This is a genomic window from Cellulomonas sp. P22 (genome assembly GCF_044392165.1).
Map to the genome: position 1 here is coordinate 60921 of NZ_JBISBW010000007.1, position 21757 is coordinate 82677.

Sequence of the window (21757 nt, forward strand, 5' to 3'; positions counted from 1 at the left end):
TCCTCGAGGGCTGCGGCGGACGCTGTCAGGCGATCGGCTGGTGGATGGTGACGAGCTTGCGGCCGTCGGCGAACGTGGCCTCGACCTGCACGTCGGGCAGCAGCTCCGCGACGCCGGGCATGACGTCGTCACGGGTCAGCACGTGCCGGCCGGACTCCATCAGCTCGGCGACGGACGCGCCGTCACGGGCCCGCTCGATGACCCACGTGGCCAGCAGCGCGACGGTCTCGGGATGGTTCAGCAGGACGCCGCGGGCGCGGCGGTCGCGGGCCACCATCCCGGCCACGCTCAGCAGCAGCTTCTCCTGGTCGGCGGGGGTCAGGTGCATGCGGGCTCGGTGCCTTTCCGGACGGGGTGCGGGGACTGGGACGGCAGGGGCGGGACGGCGGGGGCGGTCGCCGCCCAGGGTTCGAGCACGGAGCCCCCGTCCGCGGGTCGCAAGGACAGCACACGGTCGCTGACGGCGTGCAGCGCCGTCACATCGTGGCTGACCAGGAGCACGCCGGCACCGCCGGCGGCCAGCTCGTGGACGAGGTCGAGCACGTCGGCCGCGGTGCGGTCGTCGAGCATGGACGTGGCCTCGTCGAGGACGAGGAACTCGGGGGCCAGGGCCAGCGCCCGCGCCACGCACGCACGCTGCAGCTCCCCGCCCGACACCTCGTGCAGGCGGCGCCCGAGCAGCCCGGCGTCGAGCCCGACGGCTGCGGCGAGGTCGGCGGCGTCGACCTCGCGGCCCGCGAGCCGGGCGGGGAGCTCGATCGCCCGGCGGAGCGTCAGGCGCGCGTCCACGGCCGTGCGGGGGTGCTGCGACACCCAGGCGACCCGGCGCCGCTGTGCGGGGGGAAGCCCGAGGCCGGACCCGATGATGCGCCGGCCGCCCAGGCTGACGTGCCCGGCGTCCGGGGTCTCCAGCTGTGCCAGCACCGCCGCGAGCGTCGACTTGCCCGCACCCGACGGCCCGGTCACGCCGACCACCTCCCCGGCGCGCACGGCCAGGTCGGTGGGGGCGAGGACCCGCCGACCACCCCGCGTGACGACGACCCCGTGCGCCGCGAGCGCCGGGGCGTCGGCGGGGACAGCCTCCCGGGTCCGGGCGGCGGGCGCCGCGTCGCGCAGCACCTCGACGGGACTGCCCTGGGCGACGACGCGCCCCGCGGCGACGCGGGTCACCGTGTGCGCCACCTGCCGGGCGAGGGCGATGTCGTGCGTGATGACGAGGACGGTGTGCCCCGCCCGGGCGTAGGACGCGAGCAGGAGCCCGACGGTCCGCGTCGACTCGGCGTCCAGGCCCGAGGTCGGTTCGTCGGCGAGCAGCACGGGCGGGTGGTTGACCATCGCCGCCACGAGGTTGAGGCGGGCCAGCTGGCCGCCGGACAGCTGGTGGGGGTAGCGGCCCAGCCAGGCCGGGTCGACCCCGGCGGCGTGCGCCAGCTCGGCGAGCTGCTCACCGGCACCCGACGTCCGGTGCGGGTGCGCCGCGCCCAGCCGCGGGCGACCCCGGCCCCCGACGCGCTGCGCCTCGCGGAGCTGGGTCTCGATCGTGGCGGTCGCCGTGAACGCGTCACCCGCGCCCTGCGGTGCGGTGCCGATGACCCGACCCCGGAGCCCGCGGACGTGCCGCGAGCGCGCCAGCAGGTCCGTCGAGCGTCCGTCCGACACGAGCGTGGCGTCGCCCGTGGTGCGGGCTCCCGTCGGCAGCGTCCCGGTCAGCGCCGCGACGACTGTCGACTTGCCCGCCCCGGACGCGCCGAGCAGCACGTGCACCTGCCCGGGCAGCAGGTCGAGGTCGAGCCCGTCGAGCACGACCGTGCCCCCGTGGGCGACGGACAGCCCGCGCACGACGACGGACGCCGACCCGTGCACCTGGTCCTGCTCAGGCATGGTGCCCCTCCTCGCGTCCGGCGAGACAGCCGGCCAGGCAGACGGTGACGGCGACGAGCAGGCCCGCGGGCGCGGCCAGCGTCCACCACGCCTGCGACAGCAGCGCCTGCTGGCCCAGGTCCAGCAGCGCGCCGAGCGACGGCTGGTGCGGCGGGAGACCGAGGCCCAGGAACGTGAGCGTCGACTCGTGCCAGACGGCGTGCGGCACGAGGAGCCCGAACGCCACGGCGAGCTGGGTGGCCAGCCGCGGGGCGGAGTGGTGGCGCAGGAGCTGACGCCGGGTGAAGCCGAGCGCGATCGCCGCCCGGTAGAAGTCCTGGGTGCCGAGAGTGAGCAGCTCGGCGCGCACGAGCCTGGCCGACTGCGTCCAGTGCGTCACGGCGACCACCAGCACGATGGTCGCGAGCGAGCCACGCAGCGCGGAGGCCACGACGATGCCGAGCAGCAGGTGCGGCACCGCGTTCACCCCGTCGACGAGGCGCATCCCCCACCGGTCGACCCGCCCGCCGAGCAGCGCGCAGGCCGCCCCGACCACGGCGCCGACGACGACGGCCCCGAGCGCCCCGCCCAGCGCGGCGACCAGCGACACGCGCAGCCCGTGGGCGGAGCGGATGAACAGGTCGCGCCCGGCCAGGTCGGTGCCGAACGGGTGGGCGACCGACGGTGCGGTCGCCCCGACGGCGTAGTCGACGTGGTCGAGGTCGACCGGGAGGAGCAGCGGGACCAGCACGGCGTACGCGACGAGCAGCACGAGCCCGGCGGCGGCGACCAGACGGCCGACCGGTCGCCGTGCCGCGTGGTCGCCGGCGTCGGGAAGGGTGTCGTCGGGAAGGGTGTCAGAGCGCATCGGGGTCCGTCCTCGGGTCGATCCGCACGAGGCAGAGGTCGGCGAGCAGCCCGCCGAGCACGGCGACCGCGGACAGCAGCGCGGTCGACGCCGCCAGCAGGGCGAAGTCCTGCACCAGTGCCGCCTGGACGAGCGACTGGCCGAGGCCGGGCCAGGAGAAGATCTCCTCCACGAGCACCGATCCCGCGACGACCTCGGGCAGCCGGGCCCCCGCGATGGCGAGCGTCGGGACCGCCGCGGTCGGCAGGACGTGCCGCGCGAGGATCCGCCACTCGGGCACCCCCCGCAGCCGCGCCGCGTCCGTGGCGGGGCTGCGCAGCTGCACCGTCACGCCGCGGTGCAGGTGGAGGGTGATCCACGGCAGCTGCGACAGCGCGACGGCCAGGCCGGGCAGCACGAGGTGCCGGGCGACCTGCCCGGTCGTCACCGGGGCACCGGGGTCGGTGAGCCCACCGGTGGGGAACCAGCCGAAGGTGAGCGCGAGCACCGCCATGAGCGCCATCGCGACGAGGAACGCCGGCACCGCCGACAAAGCCCACAGCCCCGAGGTCAGCACCCGCGCGACGACCCCACCGGGTCGCCGAGCCGCGAGCAGCGCCAGCGGGACGGCCGCCGCGGCGCCCAGCGCCAGGCCGAGCACCATGAGCAGCAAGGTCCAGGGCAGCCGCGCCGCGACCACGTCGACCACCGGCGTGCGCGCCGACGTCGAGACGCCGAGGTCGCCGGTCAGCGCACCTGACGCCCACCGCCACCACGCCTCGGGCCAGTGCGTGCCCGCGACGAGCTGCTCGACGGCCGTCCGGGCGGCGCCGCCCGTGAACTCGTCGCGGGCGCCGAGGAACGACGCGGCAGCGTCCGTGGGCGAGGCCGCGGCGAGGGCGAACACGCCCAGGCTGACGACCACCATGACCGGCACGGCCCACAGGAGGCGGCGCCGGACCAGCCGCAGCACCGCCGTCTCGCGCCCCATGACCGTGCTCACCGCCGCGTCCAGTCCTGCACGTTGAACCACGGCCCCCACGCGACGCCGTGCTCGTGCGGCTCCAGCACGTGCTCGATGCCGTCCCAGGCGTCCAGCCCGCGCGCGACGTACGTGTGCTCGAGCGCGAAGACCGTCACCATCGGCGGGTTCACCACGAGGTGCCGCTGCAGCTCGCGGTACAGGGCGGCGCGCGCGACGGGGTCGCCCTCGGTGCGCGCGGCGGTGAGGAGGCGGTCGACCTCGGGGTCCGCGTACCCGGACGGGTTGGAGTACGCGTCGTCCTCGTCGAAACCGGCGAAGTCCGAGTGGAGCTGGCGGTAGACCTGGGCGTCGGGGTCGTAGGGCATGTCCCCGCCGCCGAGCACGAACGCCTTCTCGTCCATCGCCGTGACCGCGTACGGGCGGTCGACGCCCTCGAGCGACACGTCGATCCCGAGCGACCCCATGTCGGACGCGAAGGCCTGCGCGACGTCGCGCCGCAGGGAGTCCTCGGCGAAGTACATCAGGGTGAACGCGAACCGCACGCCGTCCTTCGCGCGGGTCCCGTCGGTGCCGACCGTCCAGCCCGCGTCGTCCAGCAGGGCCGCGGCCGCCGCAGTGTCGTGAGCGAACGTGGCCGCCGGCTCGTAGGCGTCGCCCAGCGCCGGGGGGAAGGGCGTCGCGAGAGCCGCGCCGTGGCCCCCGAGGATGCCGTCGATCATGGCCTGCCGGTCGGTGCCGAGGTTGAGGGCGACCCGCACGTCCTGGTCGGCGAAGAACGGCAGCGTCTCGGGCAGCGAGATCGCCCGGAAGTCGCCCGAGGGGTTCGTGTACAGCTCCAGCCCGTCGCTGCCCGCGAGCTCCGCCGCGGTGCGCGGCGAGAGCTGGGCGCCGTCGACCTCCCCGGAACGCACGCGCTGGGCCCGGGCGTTCTCGTCGGAGACGAACGCCAGGTGGATCGTCGTCACCTCTGGCGCACCGCCCCACCAGTCGTCGCGGGCGCGGAGCGTCATCGACTCGCCCTTGCGCCACTCGGCGAGCACGTAGGGGCCCGTGCCGACGGGCTCGCTCGCGAGCCGCGAGCCGACGACGTCGTCGCCGAGCGCCTCGGAGGCGGGGATGCCGAGGGTGAGGCGGGCCGGCAGACCCGCGTAGGGGTGCGCCAGGTCGAACCGGACGGTCGTGGCGTCGACGGCCGTGACCTGCTCGATCATCGTGTAGTCGGCCGCCATCCAGGAGCCGAACGCGGGGTCACGCACAGCGTCGAACGCCGCGACGACGTCCTGCGCGTCGAACGCGGAGCCGTCGCTGAACGTGACGCCCTCGCGCAGCGTGACCGTCCACGACGTCAGGTCCGCGTCCGGGACGGGCATCGCGGTGGCGAGGCCCGGCTCGAGCACGCCGTCCGCGCCGACCGCGACCAGGCCGTCGTACAGCCTGGACGTGATGCCCAGCGGGTAGTCCAGCGGGTTCAGCGAGTCGTACTCGTCGGTCTCGGCGAGGCGCAGGGTGGCCCCGTCCCCGGCGTCGCCACCGTCCGCAGCGGCACCGGTCGCCGCGGACGAGCAGCCGGACGCGACGAGCGCGACGAGGCAGACGAGGCCGAGCGCGACGGCGCGGGTGGGGCGAGGGGGCATCGGGGTCCTCACGAGACGGAGATGCGCGGGTCGGCGACGGACTGCAGGACGTCCGCGACGGCGTTGACGACGACGTACAGGCCGCCGAGCACGAAGGTGACGCCCGCGATGGCCGGGAAGTCGGAGACGGGCAGGCTCGCCAGCAGGTACGAGCCCACCCCGCCCCACGTGAAGACGCCCTCGACGAGCAGCACGCCCCCGAACATGAACCCGAGCTGCAGGGCGCTCAGCGACAGCGCCGCGTTGAGCGAGTTGCGCAGCACGTGCCGACGCAGCACCTGGAACTCGCTGAGCCCCTTGGCCGTCGCTGTGCGCACGTGGTCCGAGCCCAGGGTCACGGTGAGGCTCGACCTCAGCACCCGGCCGATCGCGAGCGCCGGACCGACCGCGAGCGCGAGCGCGGGGAGCGCGATGTGCGCCAGGGCGTCACCCGTGGCCGCCAGGTCGCCGGCCAGCAGGCTGTCGAGGATGGTCATGCCGGTCGGACCGTCCTCGACACCACCGCGACCCGATGCCGGCAGCCAGCCCAGCAGCTTGTAGAACACGACCAGGCCGACGATCCCGAGCATGAAGGTCGGGGCCGTGGACCCGACGAAGAGCAGACCGCGGAACGGGCCCGACAGCGGCCAGCGCAGCATGCTGGACACCGCGAACGCGACGCCGAGCAGCAGGGCCACCGCGAAGGCCACGAGGACCAGCTCCATGGTGGGCGGCAAATACGCCGACATGTCCTGCATGACGGGTCGGCGGGTGCGGAACGACGTCCCCAGGTCGCCCGTGACGAGGCCGCCGAGGAACCCGAGGTACCGCGCGGGCGCCGGGTCGTCGAGGCCCAGACGCTCCCGCGCCGCCGCGACGGCCTCGGGCGAGGCGTTGCCGCCGATGGTGGCCGCGACGGGGTCGGCGCCGGAGATCTCCTGGAGGACGAACAGGACGAGGGACAGGACCAGCAGCAGTCCGAGCAACGAGGCCAGCCGGTAGCCGAGGAAGCGCAGGTGGGGCACGGTGATCACCTCCGGTGGGCGAGCCGGTTGCGCACTGCGTCGCCGGCGAGGTTGGACAGGAGACTGAGCAGCATCACGACGAGCCCGGGGACGAGCGGGATCCACCAGGCGTCGAGGATCTCCACGAGGCCACGGGACGTGTCGGCCCCGAGCTCGGGGGCGGGGGCGGGCTGCCCCAGCCCGAGGAAGGACAGCGACGCGAGCACCATGACGACGTTGCCGATGTCGAGGCTCGCGGTCACGACCGCGGTCGGCACCACGCCGGGCAGGACGTGGCGCCACATGACGCGCAGCGGGCCGACGCCCGCCATCCGGGCGGCCTCGACGTGGGGTCGCGCCATGATCCCGCGGACCTCGCCCCGGATGATGCGGGCGTAGTACGGCCACCACACGACGATCACGGCGAGGAACGTGTTGACCAGCCCCGGGCCGAGCGCGGCGGCCACCGCCACCGCCACGAGCATCGACGGCAGGGCGAGGAAGACCTCGGTGATGCGCATCAGCAGCGAGTCCACCCAGCCGCCGAACATGCCCGCGACGAGGCCGACGACCGTGCCGACGAGCAGGCCCACCCCGGTGACCACGAGAGCCAGCAGCCAGGAGGTGCGCAGACCGACGAGGACCCGCGAGAACGTGTCGCGGCCGATCTGGTCGGTGCCCAGCAGGCCGCCGTCGCCGAACGGCGGGAGCTTGGGGACGCCGATGGGCTGCACCGGGTCGTGCGGGGCGAGCGCCGGTGCGAGGACCGCGACCACCGTGACGAGGAGCACCAGCCCGATGAGGGTCCAGTCCCCGATGCGGCGGGCCCGCGAGTCGGCACCCCCGGCGCGGCGTCGACCGTTGAGGCGCCAGCGGGGCGCCGGGGACGGTGCAGGCGCCGGGCCCGTGCGCGCCGGCTGCGCCTCCACCTGGACGAGGACGTCGGCCATCAGAACTCCCCTCTGCGCACGCACGCCACCTCGTGGCGGAGCGTGACGTCGGACGTGGGACGGTCACCCACGGCGGCCAGCTGGATGCCGACGACGGTGCTGGAGCACTCCGGGAGCGCCACCGGGCAGCGCGGGTGGAAGGCGCACCCGGTGGGCGGGTCCAGCGCGCTCGCGGGTTCGCCGCCCAGGGGCTCGACGGTCCTGCCGGGCTGCGGCACCGCTGCCACGAGGTTGCGGGTGTACGGGTGCTTGGGCGTGGCGATCACGTCCTCGGCCCGGCCGACCTCGACGATCCGGCCGAGGTACATGACGGCGATGCGGTCGCCGATGATCCGTGCCACGGCGAGGTCGTGCGTCACGAACATGACGGCGATGCCCAGGTCGCGGCGCAGCTCGTTGATCAGGTTGAGCACGTTCGCGGCCACCGACACGTCGAGCGCGCTGGTCGGCTCGTCGCACAGCAGCACCTTCGGCGGCACGATCGTCGCCCGGGCCAGGGCCACGCGCTGGCGCTGCCCGCCGGACAGCTCACCCGGCCGGGCGTCCAGCACCGAGGCGGGCAGGCCCACCCGGTCGAGGATCGCGAGCGACTGCTCCTCCTTGGTCGCCTTCGGCGTGCTGCGCGGGAGCCGCTCGTGCAGCACCTCGCGGATGGTCATCCACGGCGTGAGCGACGAGCCGGCGTCCTGGAACACCATCTGGACGTCGGTGCCGCGCGGCCCGCGCAGCGCCCCCGTGTACCGCTTCTCGAGCTGCCCGGCGACGCGCAGCAGGGTCGACTTGCCCGAGCCGGACTCGCCCACGATCGCCACGGACTCCCCGGGCTGCAGGTCGAGCGTCACGCCGCGCAGCGCGGACAGCCGCGCCCTGCGGCCCCGCTCGTCGCGCACCTGGAACTCGCACTCCAGGTCGGCCGCCTGCACGAGCGGCGCGGCGCGCTGCGGCGTGGGCAGCGGCGGCAACGGGTCGAGCTCGACCCGCGTCGCCCCGGCGTCCAGCTCGTCGGCGCGCAGGCACGCCGCCAGGTGGGTGCCCTCGGCGTCATCGGGGGACGACGCCGTGCGCAGGGCCGGGACGTCCGCGTGGCAGGCGTCCACGACGAACCGGCAGCGCGACGCGAACGGGCAGCCGGTCGTGACGGCCCCGGCGGTCTCGGTGGGCAGCGCCCACAGAGGGCGTGTGCGGTCCGAGTCCAGCGACAGCCGCGAGCCGAGCAGGCCGAGCGTGTAGGGGTGGCGCGGCGACTCGAGCACCTGCCGCGTGGTCCCCGTCTCCACGATCCGGCCGCGGTACATGACGGCGATCCGGTCGGCGATCTGCGCGGCCACACCCAGGTCGTGGGTGATGAGGACGATCGAGCACCCCAGCTCGTCGCGCATGCCGGCCAGCAGCGTGAGCACCTGCGCCTGGACCGTGACGTCCAGCGCCGTCGTCGGCTCGTCCGCGACGACCAGCGCGGGGTCGCCCGCGACGGCCATGGCGATCATGACGCGCTGGCGCAGACCGCCGGACAGCTCGTGCGGGTAGGACCGGTAGCGGCGCTCGGGCTGCGGGATGCCGACGGCACGCATGAGCCGGATGGCCTCCGCAGCCGAGCCGGCCTTCTCCGCGACCTGGGTGCCCACGTGCATCGTGGGGTTCAGCGACGTCATCGGGTCCTGGAACACGACGCCCAGCCGGTTGCGGCGCGCCGCCCGCAGCTGCTGGGTCGACGCCGTGCGCAGGTCGAGGCCGGCGACCTCGAGCGAGCCGTCGATGCGGGGGCGCGACGAGTCCGGCAGCAGGCCGAGCATCGCCATGCTCATGACGCTCTTGCCGGACCCGGACTCGCCGACGATGCCGACGATCTCGCCGCGCCCGATCTCCAGGTCGACACCGTGCAGGATCTGCGAGCGGACGCCGTTGCGCTCGAGGCTGACGTCGAGCCCGCGCAGGCGGGCCACGACGTCGGCGGCGCGGACCGGGTGCGCGGCGGTCGGCGTCTCGGCCGTCGACTTCTCGGCGAGCGGCGGTGCGGCTACGTCCATGGTGACCGGCTCCTTCGTTGCTGGTGCGGGCAGGGGCGGCGGCCTCGGAAGACGCTCGCCGAGCGGTGTCTGCGGCCCGTCTCGACGAGAGGACCGGCGGAGGTCCTCACGTCCGGGCCAGCTCGAGGGTCCGGGCGACCCGGGCCGCCCGCGCGGCGGCGTCCGCGGCGACGACCGCCGCCACCCGCCGCTGCCGGGACTGCGCGGTCGTCGCCATCAGCACCGCGACGACGACGGCCACCACCGACGCGCCGAGCCACAGCACCCGCGGGCCGTAGTGGTCCAGGACGAGGCCACCGAGGACGGGCCCGACCGCCATGGCGAGGGAGTGGGTCACGCCGTACACGCCCTGGTAGCGGCCACGGCGTTCCGGGTCGGCGAGGTCCGCTGTGATCGAGGTGGCCTGGGGGTGCGAGCCCATCTCGCCGAGCGTCCAGATCGCGACGGTCACGAAGTACATGGCGAGCGACGCAGCCGCTGCCTGCAGCCCGACCCCCACGGCGGTGAGCGCGATGGCGGCGGCGATGACGATGTCCCGCGACCACCGGCTGAGCACGCGGGCGGTCGGCAGCTGCAGCACGCACAGCAGCAGCCCGTTGAGCGTGAGCAGCAGCCCGAAGTGGCTCGACGGGTGCCCCTGCTCGGTCATCACCAGGGGCAGCGTCGTCGTCGACTGCACGTAGACCACGGAGTACATGAACATCACGGCCGCGAAGGTCATGAAGACGCGGTCCCCGAGCACGGAGCGCAGCCCGCCGCCCGACGCCCCGCGCCCCGCACCCCGCACCGGTGCGGGCGCCGCCGGGTCCGCGGGGGCCGGCGCCGTCAGCTGCGTCTCGGGCACCTTCACGGCGATCACGGCGGTCGAGACGAGCACGAGCGCGGCCTGGCACCAGAACAGCAGCGAGAAGGAGTGCTCAGCCATGAACCCCGCCGCGAGCGGGCCGATCGCGTAGCCGAGGTTCACGGCCCAGTAGTTGTAGTTGAACGCGGCCCGGCGGTGCTGCGGCTCCACCAGGTCGCCCACCATCGTGTGGATGACGGGGCCGGCCGCACCGTTGAACAGGCCGTACACCGTCAGCAGGACGGCGATGAGCACGGGGCCCTCGACCATCGGGATGGCGACCAGCACCAGCACGCTGAGCAGCTCGCTGCCGATCAGGACCTTGCGGCGGCCGATCCGGTCGGCGAGCACGCCGCCCGCGAGGGAGGACACCACCACGCCGACGCCGTAGGCGGCGACGACCAGGCCCGCCCCCGCCGCCGACATGCCGATCGACGAGGTCAGGAAGATCGTCATGTACGGGACCACGAAGCGGCCGATCCACACGACGAGCTGAGCGGTCCACAGCCACCAGAAGGTGGCGGGGAGGTCGCGCAACCGGGTGTGCACGGGGGTCTCGGCCGGGGTCATCGTGGTTCCTTCGTCCTGGGGGTCGCCCGCCCGCCCGGGGGCTCCGGGGGCGAGAGGCGGGATGGTGGGCGCGGCGCCCGCCGCCTCACCGCACGGGATCCGTGCGGTGAGGCAGCCGGGTCACTCGGAGGCCGCTGTGCCCTCGGCGACGCTGAGCGTCGCGAAGTCGAGCGTGGCCGGGGCCGCGATCGAGTGGGACTGCTCGACGCCCTCGAGCCAGTTCTGGCCGACGATGAAGTCGGTGCTCCAGGCGAACGTCGGCGCGCAGCCCGCGTCGTACGCGGCCTCGCCGGCCTCCATGTAGGTCTCGTCCGACCCTGTGGCGAGGGCCTCGCTGAGCAGGGCCGTCGTGGTCTCGTCCGAGCACTGCAGGTGGTTCAGGCCACCGTCCGGGTCCCAGAACACGTGCCCGTGCATGAACGCGTTGTTGGAGTCGGGCCACGTGCCCGGGGACACCAGCACGTCCGGGGCGTCCTCCGGGTGCACCGGGAAGTCACCGAAGACCTCGGAGGCCTGGTGGCTGGTGACGGTCGCCTTCATCCCGAGCGCCTGGAGCTGTGCGGCGATGATGTTCGACATCTGCTCGGCGTCGGCGCTGCCCGCGCTGTACCCGATCTGGATCGGCGTGCCCGCCGGCAGCGAGGACACCCACTTCTCGAGGGCAGCGGGGTCGTGCACGAGCTCGCGCTTGTCGACGTCGCTCGGCAGTGCACCCTTCGGGTAGTAGCCCTCGGCCACCTCGGAGCCCACGCCGGTGACCTGGCTGACCAGGGCCTCCCAGTCGATGCCCTCGAACAGGGTGCGGCGCGCGCTGGCGTCCGCGAGCAGCTCCCGGTTGGGGTTCATGTACAGGACACCCACCTGGAAGGAGGGCAGCGCGTACGCCTCGAGAGACTCCGAGTCCAGGTACTTCTGGCGCGAGGCCGTCGGGACCGAGGCCAGCAGCGCGTGCAGGTCGCCCTTCTCGAGCTCGAGCTGCATCGCGGAGATCTCCGTGTACACGGGCAGCTCGATGGTGGTGAACTCCGGGTCGAGGTCGCCCCAGTAGTCCTCGAAGTAGGTGAGCTCGTACCCGTCGCCGACCACTGCCTTCGACAGGGTGTACGGACCGGTGCCCGCCGACGCGGTCGACAGGTAGGTCTGGGCGAAGTCGTCGCCCGCCTGCTCCTTGATCACCGTGGGGCTGATCATGCGGGGCCCGTACGGGGAGGCGAGGTAGTCGAGGAAGGCCGAGTTCGGCTCCGAGAGGGTGACCCGCACGGTGTGGTCGTCGAGCTCCTCGACGTCCGCGACGCCCTGCACCATGTACGCCGGACCGGCGTCCACGTCCAGGCGCCGCTGGAAGGACGCCTCGACCGCGCTGGAGTCGAAGTCCGTGCCGTCGTGGAACTTCACGCCCTGCCGCAGCACGAACGTGTACTGGGTGAAGTCGTCGCTCACCTCCCACGACTCCGCGAGCGACGGGACGATCGTCGCGGTGTCGTGGTTGCCGGCCTCGTAGCGCACCAGGCCCTCGTACGTGTTCGTGGTGATCGCCAGGCCGTTGCCTGAGTAGTACACGTCGGGGTCCGGCGGCTGGCCGATGTCGTTGAGCACCCCCAGCCGGAGGGTGTGGTCGGTCGGGGCGGTGCTGCCGCCCCCGTCGGCCGAGTCTCCGCCGGCGCAGCCGGAGAGCAGCAGCGTGCCGACGGCCAGGAGCGCGAGCGGCAGGCGCGCGCCTGCGCGCCTGTGCGTCGTTCGTGGGGTCATGGTGTGGTCCCTCTCTCGGTGTGGGTGCGGCGGAGCGACGTGCGGGGGCTGTCTTCGATCAGGCGCGGCGGAACACCTTGTTGCGGCGGTTGCCGTCGGCGTCGAGCCCGACCGCGTAGGGGTGCAGGAAGTCCGGCTCGGTGATGCCCTTGCGGTGCATCGCGATCCCGGTCATGGCCTCACGGACCGCGCGGTTCGCCAGCAGCGCGGTGATCTCGCCGCGGTCGTCGTAGGGCGGGGACACCTCGACGACGTCCATCGCGACGATGCCCACCTCGGCCGCGAGCCGACGCACGGCCCGCAGGATGTCGTTCGACGTGATGCCGCCGGGCTCGGGCGTGCCCGTCCCCGGCGCGTAGGCCGGGTCGCACACGTCGATGTCGAGGGAGATGTACAGGTGGTCGGCCTGGTCGAGCGCCTCGTCGACCGCGCGCTCGAGCACCTTGTCGAACCCGTCGCGGATGATCTCGGCCATGAAGTGCGTGCGCATCTTCTGGTCGTCCATCCAGTCGAGCGTCTCCTGCTCGGGCCAGTAGCCGCGGAGCCCCACCTGGACGAAGTTCTTGCCCGGCACAGCGCCGGAGTTGATCAGGTGGCGCATCGGGGTGCCGTGCGAGGCGAGCGAGCCCGGCATGTCCGCCCCGGTGTCGGCGTGCGCGTCGAAGTGGACGATGCCGACCTTGCCGTAGCCGTAGTGGTCGGCGACGGCCGTCGCGGCCGGCCACGTGATGGCGTGGTCGCCGCCGAGGATGATCGGGATCGCGCCGGCGTCGACGACCGTCCCGATGAACTTGCGGATGTCCTCGAACGTCCGCGCCGTGTTGCCGACCGAGATCGGGGCGTCGCCGTAGTCGGCCATGGTCAGCTCGGCGAACGCGTCGACGTGCGTGTCGAGCGAGAAGTGGGGCCGCCCGTACCCGCCCTTGTAGTCGCAGGACCGGATGGCGAGCGGGCCGTGGTTCGTGCCGCTGCGCCCCGTCGCTGTCGAGTCCCACGGCACACCGAGGACGGCCACGTCGACGTTCGCGGCGCGCAGGTCCTCCGGCGTCAGGGCGACGGGCAGCTTGGCGAACGTCTGGATGCCCGAGAAGCCGCCTTCGGCCTTCCGGTTCGCGAACAGCAGCCCGGGCGCGCGGCCCTCGTTGTAGTCGTCGGTGGCGCCGTGGCCCTCGAGCCCCTCGCCCAGGCGGCGCGGCTGCTCCCAGAAGCCGTCCGGCCACTTGTCGTGGTGGTGGTCCTGGCCGTGGTCGTGGTCGTGGTCGTGGGACATGCGGGTCCTCGCGTTCGTGCGGGCCGGGAAGTCCGGCGGGGTCGGGCGGGGTCGGGCGGGCGGGTCGGCTGGCGCCGCGGGTCAGTGCTCCGGGGCGCGGAAGACCTGGGTGCGGCGGTTGCCGTCGGCGTCGAGGTTGAGCGCGTGCGGGTGCAGGTAGTCGGCGCCGGTCAGGCCCATGCGGCGCATCGCGGTGCCGGTCATCGCCTCGCCGATCGCCCGGTTGGCGAGCAGCACGGTGATCTCGCCGTTGTTGTCGTACGGCGGGGCGACCTCGACCACGTCCATGGCGACGATGCCGACCTCGGCGGAGAGCCGGCGCACAGCCCGCAGGATGTCGATCGACGTGATGCCACCCGCCACGGGCGTCCCGGTGCCAGGGGCGAACGCCGGGTCGCACACGTCGATGTCCAGCGAGATGTACAGGTGGTCGGCCTGGTCGAGCGCCTCGTCGACCGCGCGCTCGAGCACCTTGTCGAACCCGTCGCGGTCGATCTCCGCCATGAAGTGGGTCCGCATCTGGTGCTCGTCCATCCAGTCGAGCGTCTCGCGGTCCGGCCAGTAGCCCCGCAGACCCACCTGGACGAAGTTCTTGCCCGGCACGGCACCCGACTCGATGAGCTTGCGCATCGGCGTCCCGTGCGAGGCCAGCGCGCCGTTCATGTCCTCGCCGACGTCCGCGTGCGCGTCGAAGTGGACGATCCCGACCTTGCCGTGGCCGTAGTGGTCGGCGACCGCCGTGGCGCACGGCCAGGTGATCGCGTGGTCGCCGCCCATGATCATCGGGATCGCGCCCGAGCTGACCACGGTGCCGACGAACTTGCGGACCGCCTCGAACGTGCCGGGCGTGTTCCCGACGTGGATCGGCGCGTCCCCGTAGTCGCACATCGTCAAGACGTCGAACGGGTTGACCCGGACGTCCAGGTGCTGGCTCGGGAAGCCGTAGCTGCCGAAGTGCGGGACCGTGCGCAGCGCGAGCGGGCCGTGGTTGGTGCCGGAGCGTCCGCCGGCCGTGGAGTCCCACGGCACTCCCAGGACCGCGATGTCGACCTGCGCCGCGACGAGGTCCTCCGGGGTCAGGGCCATCGGGAGCTTCGCGAACGTCCGGATCCCCGAGTGGCTCCCGCCGTGCCGACGGTTGACGTGGAAGAGGCCCGGCGCGCGGTTCTCGTTGTGGTCGTCGACCGCCCCGTGGCCTTCGAGCCCCTCGCCCAGCCGGCGCGGCTGCTCCCAGAACCCCTCGGGCCACAGGTCGTGGTTGTGCGCGTGCTGGTCGCCCTCGTGGTCGTGGCCGTCGTGGCCGTCGTGCCCGGCGGACGGGTCCGTGGTCTCGGCGTGCTCGGTGCTCATGGCAGGAACGTAGGGGGGTGCCTAATCGTTTTACCAGCCCCACGGCCAGGCGAAACGCGGGTTTAACTCAGGCGACCGTCAGGCGAGACCCGGTCACGTTCCGGCCTCGCGCCGGAAACGTTGGTGAAACGATTAGTCAGACGGTTGTCGACACGAGCGTCGCCGCGGTCGACGCCCGCAGATGCACCGGTGCGGGGACCGTCTGCACCGTGTCGAGGGCCGCGTGCGGACCCTCCGCGTCGTCGAGGATCGCCACGAGCCGCTCCACGCACGCGACGCCCAGCGCATGCGCCGGCAGCTCGACGGCCGTGACAGGCGGATCCTCCGTCAGCAGGCCCGGCGCGTCGGCGCACGAGGCCACCAGCACGTCCCGGCCGGGCATGCGCCCCATGCCGCGCAGCACCACCATGGCGCCCTGCACCGCGTAAGGCGACGCGCCCAGCACCAGGTCGACCTCAGGGTGCGCAGCCAGCACGGGCGTCAGCAGCTCGCGGTGGCGATCGACGGACTGCTCCCCGAACCGGGTCGCCATGAGCACCGGAGCGACGCCCCGTTCCACGCACCAGGCACCGACGACGTCGCGCAGCACCTCGCCCCAACCGCTGTTCTCGTCGGGAGCCACCAGCAGCGGCCGACGCACACCCCGCGCGGCGGCGGCGTCCAGCACGGCACGCACCGCCGTCGCGTGGTCGGCGGCCACCACGGCGCACGGCGGCATCGACGACGGCACGTGCTCCCCCGCCACCACCGGGACCGGCAGCTCCATCAGCTCGCGGGCGCGCAGGTCGTCGGCGATCGGGTCGACGACCACCACCCCGTCGACCCGCGGCGCCGTCGTGCGCGGGCGGTCGGTGTCCGAGGACAGGACCACCAGGTCGTGGTCGTGCCGGTGGGCGGCCTCGATCGCCCCCGCGAGGAAGTCGCGGAAGTACGCGGTCGACAGGCTCGCCGCGGCATGCTCGTGGTGCACGCCCAGGGCCTGCGTCCGCCCCGTCCGCAGCCCCCGCGCCAGCGCGTTCGCGAGGTAGCCCAGGTCATCCGCCGTGCGCCGCACCCGATCACGGGTGGCGTCCGTCATCCGGCCCCGCCCCGCGAGCGCCTGCGACGCCGTCGCGACGGACACCCCGGCGGCGGCGGCCACGTCCTTGAGAGTGACGGCGGCGACGCCACGCCCCCTCGGAGTCATGGGCCGACCATACCCGGCGCCCACGTGGGGGCGGGGGCCTTACGGCACAGAGAACGGACCCGTCGACACCCGCAGGCTCACGGCTCAACCATTGACGTCCGGCAGCCCCCGGACGACGATCCGCCCATGACCACATCGCCCTCGCCGTCCGTACCCGCGACCACCGACGACCCCCGGCCCGGCACCCGCGTGCCCGATCACCGCGGCCGCACCGACCTCGACCGCACCGGCCTTGACCTCACGGGCAACCCCGACGTGCGGGTGGTCGACGTCGAGCTCGTCGCGAGCGGCTGGCACGTGCTGCGCATGACCACGTTCGACTACCGCGGCGTGGACGGGACGTGGACGCGTCAGCTGCGCGAGACCTACGACCGCGGCAACGGCGCCACGATCCTGCTGTACGACCCCGACCGGGCGACCGTCCTGCTCACCCGCCAGTTCCGCTACCCGGTGTACGTCAACGGACACCCCGACGGGATGCTCGTGGAGACCGCCGCGGGGCTGCTCGACCTGGACGACCCGGAGACCGCCATCCGCCGCGAGGCCACCGAGGAGACGGGTGTCGAGGTCGGCGAGATCGAGCACGTCTTCGACGTCTACATGAGCCCCGGGTCCGTCACCGAGCGGTTGCACTTCTACGCCGCGCCCTACACCCCTGCCCAGCGGGTCACGGCCGGCGGCGGGCTCGCGGACGAGGGCGAGGAGATCGACGTGCTCGAGCTGCCGTTCGCGCAGGCGCTCGAGATGACGCGCACCGGGGAGATCGCCGACGCGAAGACGATCATGCTGCTGCAGTGGGCCGCGCTGCACGGGCCGTTCCGACCCCGCTGAGCGGGTGCGCGGGGGGCCAGACCTACCAGCCGCGCAGCTCCGGCGCGTCCTCCAGGTACGCCTCGTACAGCTCGCGCTCCTCGGGCGTGAACGCCCGGGCTGTGTGCGTCGCCTGGTCGAGCTGCACCATGCGCGACCGGGCCCGCAGGTACACGGTGCTCGGGTCGGCGGCGTCCAGGATCTCGTAGGCGAAGTCGACCGACGAGCGCCCGATGCGCGACACCCACACCTCGACCGCGAACGGCGCGGGCCGGAACGTCAGCGGCGCGACGTAGTCGATCTCGTGCTTCACGACGACGAGCAGCGACGCCGTCAGCGCCCCCAGCTCGTCGACCCCCATCGACGGGAACAGCGTGAACCGCGCGTCGTCGAGGTAGCGCAGGTACGCGGCGTTGTTGACGTGCCCGAACAGGTCCACGTCGGACCACCGCACAGGCATGACGACGCGGCCGCGGTGCGTGCAGAGTGGGGCGTCCTGATCCATGAGGCAACCGTAGGACGCGTGCCGCGAGCAGCCGCGCGCGCACCGGCCCTCTGTGGTGTGGCGTGCCGCACGCCGGGGCAGCGCAGCACCGACGCAGGTGCGGTGGGGAGGCGGGAGCTGTCGCTACCCAACCTGAGACCCTGGGAGTTTTACGACGGGAACTCGCGCTTGATGGTGGCAACCACATCACCGAACGTCTCGCGGATGTTCCCTTTCGAGAACGGGATGTATTGCACGCCGTCGATGTTCGAGAAGGACTCGACCCCGTCCTCGAGCAGAACTACTGCGCGTGGGAACCCCAGCCGCCCCTGAAAGAGCCCCGCCTCGTGCACGACGTTCTGCCGTGCGCGAAGGGCTCCGTCAGCCTGCTCATCCTCGGCGGTCATCAGGATCAGCGCGAACGACGACGCCTTCAGCATGTCTTCAAGGATGTCGCGGATCGTGTGGCCGCCGCGCGCCCCCGTCTCGTATGCCTCGACGTCGTAGCGCTGCTTGTCCTGAAGGTGGTTCTTCAGGTCTTTCCACAGATCGCTGCGGCCATGTCCGATGAAGATGACGGGCTTGGGCGCTGGCGGCATGGGCTGTACCGGGAGGCGCAGCGCCGGAGCGGCATCGTCGAAGATGCCCATGACCTGCTCGACAGGACCTCGGTCGTCGAAGCTGACCTCCACCGTCGCAAACTCTTCGTGGTGCGTCACTATCAGGGCGCGATCACTCGCCCAGGTCTCTGACCAGCGGATCTCGCAGTGCGCGTAGTTGTGTTGTGTACGCAACTCAGCCATGAACTCATGCATCGAGTCGAACTTCCACGATGTTGCGCCCTTGGTCACACGCATCCACTGGTACTCAACCTGGCCAGGGGCGACTCCTCTAGGTGCACGGGCCGCAACAAGAGCGGCGAATGCCTCGGACGCCTTGGTGATGACCTCAGGCGTGAACCTGACCCGCGAGAACTGCTTCGTCTTGCTCGTCATGGATCGGAGGCTAGCCGCTCGCATCCGCCAGCCTGGCGTGTACGACCCCGCCTGTTGCTGCGAACTCGCAAGCCGCCAGGCTTCGCCCATCGACCGGTCGCCATGCCAGGCGTGCCGACGGTTGATCGCAGACGGGCGGCACGGGGCACGCTGCGTGCGGACCGGGCGTAGCCATCGATGGCGGAGCGTCGCTCGTGACCTGCGTGGCTCTGGCCTAGCGTCCAGGGATATGACCACATGGATGAGCAGGGCCGATGACGATGATGAGATGTTCCTCGATCTGGACCCGACCGTGGTCACGCTCGTAGGCGAGATCGCGATCCTCGGCACGCAGCTAGAGGACGAGATCTACAAGATCTGTGATGCGCTCGAACTGGGTGACTGCCGAGGCGCGGGCGCGACGGCGGCTGCAGATCGCTTCAAGAAGAAGGCGAAGCAGGAGAACGGCTTGCCGCCGTGGGCCCGCGTCGACGAGGGCGACGTCGTGGCCTGCTGCTCTGCCGTAAAGTCGGCGCTGAACGATCGCAACGACGTGATCCACGCGGCATACCTCAACAGGTTCAACGGGAGCGCGTGGGAGCCCAGCACCACCCGCACCAGCGGCAACGCACCCCTGCGGCTGATCGATGCGGCGCGGTACCAGAGGATCTTCGACACGCTGAGATTTGCCAGTCGGGAGGCTGTAGAGATCTGGCTGGGCCTTCTCCCACTCCTCGCCCCGCAGATCTACGACCAGAAGTTCGGAGCCAGCGCTGGCGATGTGCTCATCGTGGCCGAGGGCAACGAGTGGCCGCTCCAGCCTGGGGACAACGAACTGGCAGAGTTACGGGCCGCCTTCAATGCGACCTTCTTGGCCGCGGGCGAAATAAACTCATCCCATCTATAAGCCATCGGCCCAGCCTTCGTTCTTTCCGCTCAACAGCCGCACCCGAACACAAAGGGATGCTCCGCGGACGGTGTGCACGGGCTCGTACGGCGGAGAGCGATACCGCGCTCACTCAGGCGACTGCGATCCGTCGCGAGGCCGACCCCCGACGTGTCACGGCACGGGCGCAGTGCGCCCCAGGGTGCAACAGTGATGTCCGAGCAACCCATGGCGTCGAAGGGACACCCGATGAAACAGCGCAGGATCGGTGACGTCGAGGTCGGCGAGATCGGCCTGGGCGGCATGCCGATGTCGATCGAGGGGCGCCCGGACCGCGCCCAGGCGATCGCGACCGTGCACGCGGCGCTCGACGCGGGGGTCACGCTGATCGACACCGCTGACTCGTACCACGTCCGGGCGGACGAGGTCGGGCACAACGAGTCGCTGGTGGCCGAGGCGCTGGCGAGCTGGGGCGGGGACACGTCGCACGTGCTGGTCGCGACGAAGGGCGGGCATGTGCGCCCGGGCGACGGGTCGTGGACGGTCGACGGTTCGCGGGAGCACCTGCGCGCGGCGGTCGAGGGGTCGCTGCGCAGGCTCGGCGTCGAGCAGATCGGGCTGTACCAGTTCCACCGGCCGGACCCGACGGTGCCGTGGGGCGAGTCGGTGGGCGTGCTGGCCGAGCTGCTCGACGAGGGCACGATCCGCATGGCGGGGGTGTCGAACGCGAACCCCGCGCAGATCCGTGAGGCGCAGCAGGTGCTGGGTGGACGGCTCGTGTCGGTGCAGAACCAGTTCTCGCCGTACTTCCGCAGCTCGGCGCAGGAGATCCGGGTGTGCACGGAGATGGGGCTGGCGTTCCTGGCGTACAGCCCGTTGGGTGGCAGCTCGCGCGCGTCGACGCTGGGTGACACGCGCGGTGCGCTGGCCCGCTCGGCCGTCCGGCACGGGGTGAGCCCGCAGCAGGTCGCGCTCGCGTGGGAGCTCGCGCAGTCACCCGTGGTCATCCCGATCCCTGGGGCGTCGCGTCCCGGGTCGATCGTGGACTCGGTCAAGGCCTCGGACCTGCACCTCGCGCCCGACGAGGTCACCGAGCTGAACGCCGAGTGAGCCGCCGAAGCACGCCCGGCCGCACGTCGCGGAGCAGGTCACAGTGAGCACCGTCGCGGGTCTGCTGCTGACCCCCGGGGCCGGCGCCGACCGCGACCACCGCACCCTCGTCGTGCTCGAGGAGGCGCTCGCGCCGCTGCCGGTCCGCCGGGTCGACTTCCCGGGCCGCGCGGCGGGCAGGCGTGGCCCCGAGCGGCCCGACGTCGCGGTGGCGCACGTGCGCGCCGAGGCCGACCGGTTCGCCGACGACCTGGGCGTCGACCCCGCGCTGATCGTGCTGGGCGGACGCTCGTTCGGGGGCCGCATGTCCTCGATCGCCGTCGCGCAGGGCCAGCCCGCGGCGGGCCTCCTGCTGCTCTCGTACCCGCTGCACCCGCCGGGCCGCCCCGACCGGTTGCGCATCGAGCACCTGCCCGACGTGCACGTGCCGGTGCTGGCCGTCTCGGGAGAGCGTGACCCGTTCGGCACGCCCGACGAGCTCGCCACGCACCTGGCGTCGATCGGCGGCCCGGTCACCACGGTGCTGGTGCCGGGCGGTCACGCCCCGAGGGACGACGACGCGGTCGCGGCTGCCGTCGCGCAGTGGCTCACCACGCTCGGCACACCCGCCCGAAGGCCCTGAGCTCCCGAGCGACGGGACCGGCTGCCCGCATCCGATCGGCTGGCTCAGGCCTGGGTGTCCGCCCCCAGCGCCCGGTCGAACTCGGCGAGCACGCCCGGGCTGAAGAGCACGAACCGCACGAGCTCGACCGGGGAGTCCCGGTGGTCGCCGGCCCAGCCGCGCACGGCCTGCACGGCGACGTCCGCGACGTCGGCGGCCGACCAGCCGAACACCCCTGCGCTGACCGCCGGGAACGCGACGCTGCGGGCCCCGAGGTCCGAGCTGACGTCGAGCGAGCGGGTGAAGCACGACGCGAGCAGCCCCCGGTCGCGCTGGCCGGCACGGGCGTCGGGCCCCACGGTGTGCACCACCCACAGGGCGGGCAGCCGGCCCGCACCCGTGGCCACCGCCTCGCCGACCGGCAGCCCGGTGGGCCATGCGGTGCGCCGCACCTCGCGGCACTCGGCGAGCAGCACCGGACCGGCCGCCGCGTGGATCGCGCCGTCGACCCCTCCCCCGCCCAGCAGCGAGGAGTTCGCGGCGTTGACCACCACGTCGGTGTCCTGCGTCGTGATGTCGCCCTGCTCGGCCTCGATGCGCACCTCACCATCCTCACGCGCCGGGGCCGCTCGCGCCG

20 protein-coding genes are annotated in these 21757 nt (G+C 73.0%); 4 read left to right on the forward strand and 16 right to left on the reverse strand.

The window, feature by feature from the left end; all coding sequences use genetic code 11:
* Positions 1-25 precede the first annotated feature (25 nt).
* The 13 genes from ACGIF2_RS09265 to ACGIF2_RS09325 form a co-directional block, all read right to left on the reverse strand.
* The gene (locus ACGIF2_RS09265; protein ID WP_396045825.1) at positions 26-328 is read right to left on the reverse strand and encodes an urease subunit gamma; all 303 of its coding nucleotides are present in this window, start codon (positions 326-328) and stop codon (positions 26-28) included.
* Positions 319-1881 carry an ABC transporter ATP-binding protein gene (locus ACGIF2_RS09270; protein ID WP_396045827.1) on the reverse strand — a complete coding sequence of 521 codons (1563 nt, stop codon included), beginning with the start codon at positions 1879-1881 and terminating at the stop codon, positions 319-321. The genes ACGIF2_RS09265 and ACGIF2_RS09270 overlap by 10 nt, the downstream gene beginning before the upstream one ends.
* The gene (locus ACGIF2_RS09275; RefSeq protein ID WP_396045829.1) at positions 1874-2728 is read right to left on the reverse strand and encodes an ABC transporter permease; all 855 of its coding nucleotides are present in this window, start codon (positions 2726-2728) and stop codon (positions 1874-1876) included. Before ACGIF2_RS09275 ends, ACGIF2_RS09270 begins: the two co-directional genes overlap by 8 nt.
* Complete coding sequence (locus ACGIF2_RS09280; protein WP_396045831.1) at positions 2718-3710, reverse strand: ABC transporter permease; 993 nt, start codon at positions 3708-3710, stop codon at positions 2718-2720. The genes ACGIF2_RS09275 and ACGIF2_RS09280 overlap by 11 nt, the downstream gene beginning before the upstream one ends.
* Positions 3707-5326, reverse strand: coding sequence for an ABC transporter substrate-binding protein (locus ACGIF2_RS09285; protein ID WP_396045833.1), 1620 nt, complete (start codon positions 5324-5326; stop codon positions 3707-3709). The genes ACGIF2_RS09280 and ACGIF2_RS09285 overlap by 4 nt, the downstream gene beginning before the upstream one ends.
* Positions 5327-5334: 8 nt before the next feature.
* Complete coding sequence (locus ACGIF2_RS09290; protein WP_396045835.1) at positions 5335-6330, reverse strand: ABC transporter permease; 996 nt, start codon at positions 6328-6330, stop codon at positions 5335-5337.
* Between the two features lie 5 nt (positions 6331-6335).
* Positions 6336-7259 carry an ABC transporter permease gene (locus ACGIF2_RS09295; protein ID WP_396045837.1) on the reverse strand — a complete coding sequence of 308 codons (924 nt, stop codon included), beginning with the start codon at positions 7257-7259 and terminating at the stop codon, positions 6336-6338.
* On the reverse strand, positions 7259-9286 hold the full coding sequence (locus ACGIF2_RS09300) for a dipeptide ABC transporter ATP-binding protein (protein ID WP_396045839.1): 2028 nt from the start codon (positions 9284-9286) through the stop codon (positions 7259-7261). The genes ACGIF2_RS09295 and ACGIF2_RS09300 overlap by 1 nt, the downstream gene beginning before the upstream one ends.
* Before the next feature lie 106 nt (positions 9287-9392).
* Positions 9393-10700 carry an MDR family MFS transporter gene (locus tag ACGIF2_RS09305; RefSeq protein ID WP_396045841.1) on the reverse strand — a complete coding sequence of 436 codons (1308 nt, stop codon included), beginning with the start codon at positions 10698-10700 and terminating at the stop codon, positions 9393-9395.
* A gap of 120 nt (positions 10701-10820) precedes the next feature.
* On the reverse strand, positions 10821-12449 hold the full coding sequence (locus tag ACGIF2_RS09310) for an ABC transporter substrate-binding protein (RefSeq protein ID WP_396045843.1): 1629 nt from the start codon (positions 12447-12449) through the stop codon (positions 10821-10823).
* Positions 12450-12507: 58 nt separating this feature from the next.
* Positions 12508-13719 (reverse strand): agmatinase, encoded by a 1212-nt coding sequence (gene speB, locus ACGIF2_RS09315; RefSeq protein WP_396045845.1) that lies wholly within the window; start codon positions 13717-13719, stop codon positions 12508-12510.
* 81 nt (positions 13720-13800) lie between these two features.
* Positions 13801-15069 carry an agmatinase gene (gene speB, locus ACGIF2_RS09320; protein WP_396045847.1) on the reverse strand — a complete coding sequence of 423 codons (1269 nt, stop codon included), beginning with the start codon at positions 15067-15069 and terminating at the stop codon, positions 13801-13803.
* 136 nt (positions 15070-15205) lie between these two features.
* Entirely contained in the window at positions 15206-16255 is a 1050-nt protein-coding gene (locus ACGIF2_RS09325) for a LacI family DNA-binding transcriptional regulator (RefSeq protein WP_396045849.1), read from the reverse strand.
* Positions 16256-16381: 126 nt separating this feature from the next.
* Here ACGIF2_RS09325 and ACGIF2_RS09330 point away from each other — a divergent pair, with 126 nt between their 5' ends.
* Positions 16382-17086, forward strand: coding sequence for an NUDIX domain-containing protein (locus ACGIF2_RS09330; RefSeq protein WP_396045851.1), 705 nt, complete (start codon positions 16382-16384; stop codon positions 17084-17086).
* 22 nt (positions 17087-17108) lie between these two features.
* Here ACGIF2_RS09330 and ACGIF2_RS09335 read toward each other — a convergent pair whose 3' ends face one another.
* Positions 17109-17570, reverse strand: coding sequence for an acyl-CoA thioesterase (locus tag ACGIF2_RS09335; protein ID WP_396045853.1), 462 nt, complete (start codon positions 17568-17570; stop codon positions 17109-17111).
* Positions 17571-17719: 149 nt separating this feature from the next.
* Positions 17720-18544: a TIR domain-containing protein gene (locus ACGIF2_RS09340; RefSeq protein WP_396045855.1), complete on the reverse strand. Its 825-nt coding sequence runs from the start codon at positions 18542-18544 to the stop codon at positions 17720-17722.
* Between the two features lie 229 nt (positions 18545-18773).
* Between ACGIF2_RS09340 and ACGIF2_RS09345 the strand changes: the two genes are divergently transcribed.
* The 3 genes from ACGIF2_RS09345 (at position 18774) to ACGIF2_RS09355 (ending at position 21141) form a co-directional block, all read left to right on the forward strand.
* Complete coding sequence (locus tag ACGIF2_RS09345) at positions 18774-19430, forward strand: hypothetical protein (RefSeq protein WP_396045857.1); 657 nt, start codon at positions 18774-18776, stop codon at positions 19428-19430.
* A 228-nt stretch (positions 19431-19658) separates the two neighbouring features.
* Complete coding sequence (locus ACGIF2_RS09350) at positions 19659-20519, forward strand: aldo/keto reductase (protein WP_396045859.1); 861 nt, start codon at positions 19659-19661, stop codon at positions 20517-20519.
* A gap of 43 nt (positions 20520-20562) precedes the next feature.
* Positions 20563-21141, forward strand: coding sequence for an alpha/beta family hydrolase (locus ACGIF2_RS09355; RefSeq protein ID WP_396045861.1), 579 nt, complete (start codon positions 20563-20565; stop codon positions 21139-21141).
* Positions 21142-21185: 44 nt separating this feature from the next.
* Here ACGIF2_RS09355 and ACGIF2_RS09360 read toward each other — a convergent pair whose 3' ends face one another.
* On the reverse strand, positions 21186-21722 hold the full coding sequence (locus ACGIF2_RS09360) for an O-acetyl-ADP-ribose deacetylase (RefSeq protein ID WP_396045863.1): 537 nt from the start codon (positions 21720-21722) through the stop codon (positions 21186-21188).
* Positions 21723-21757 lie beyond the last annotated feature (35 nt).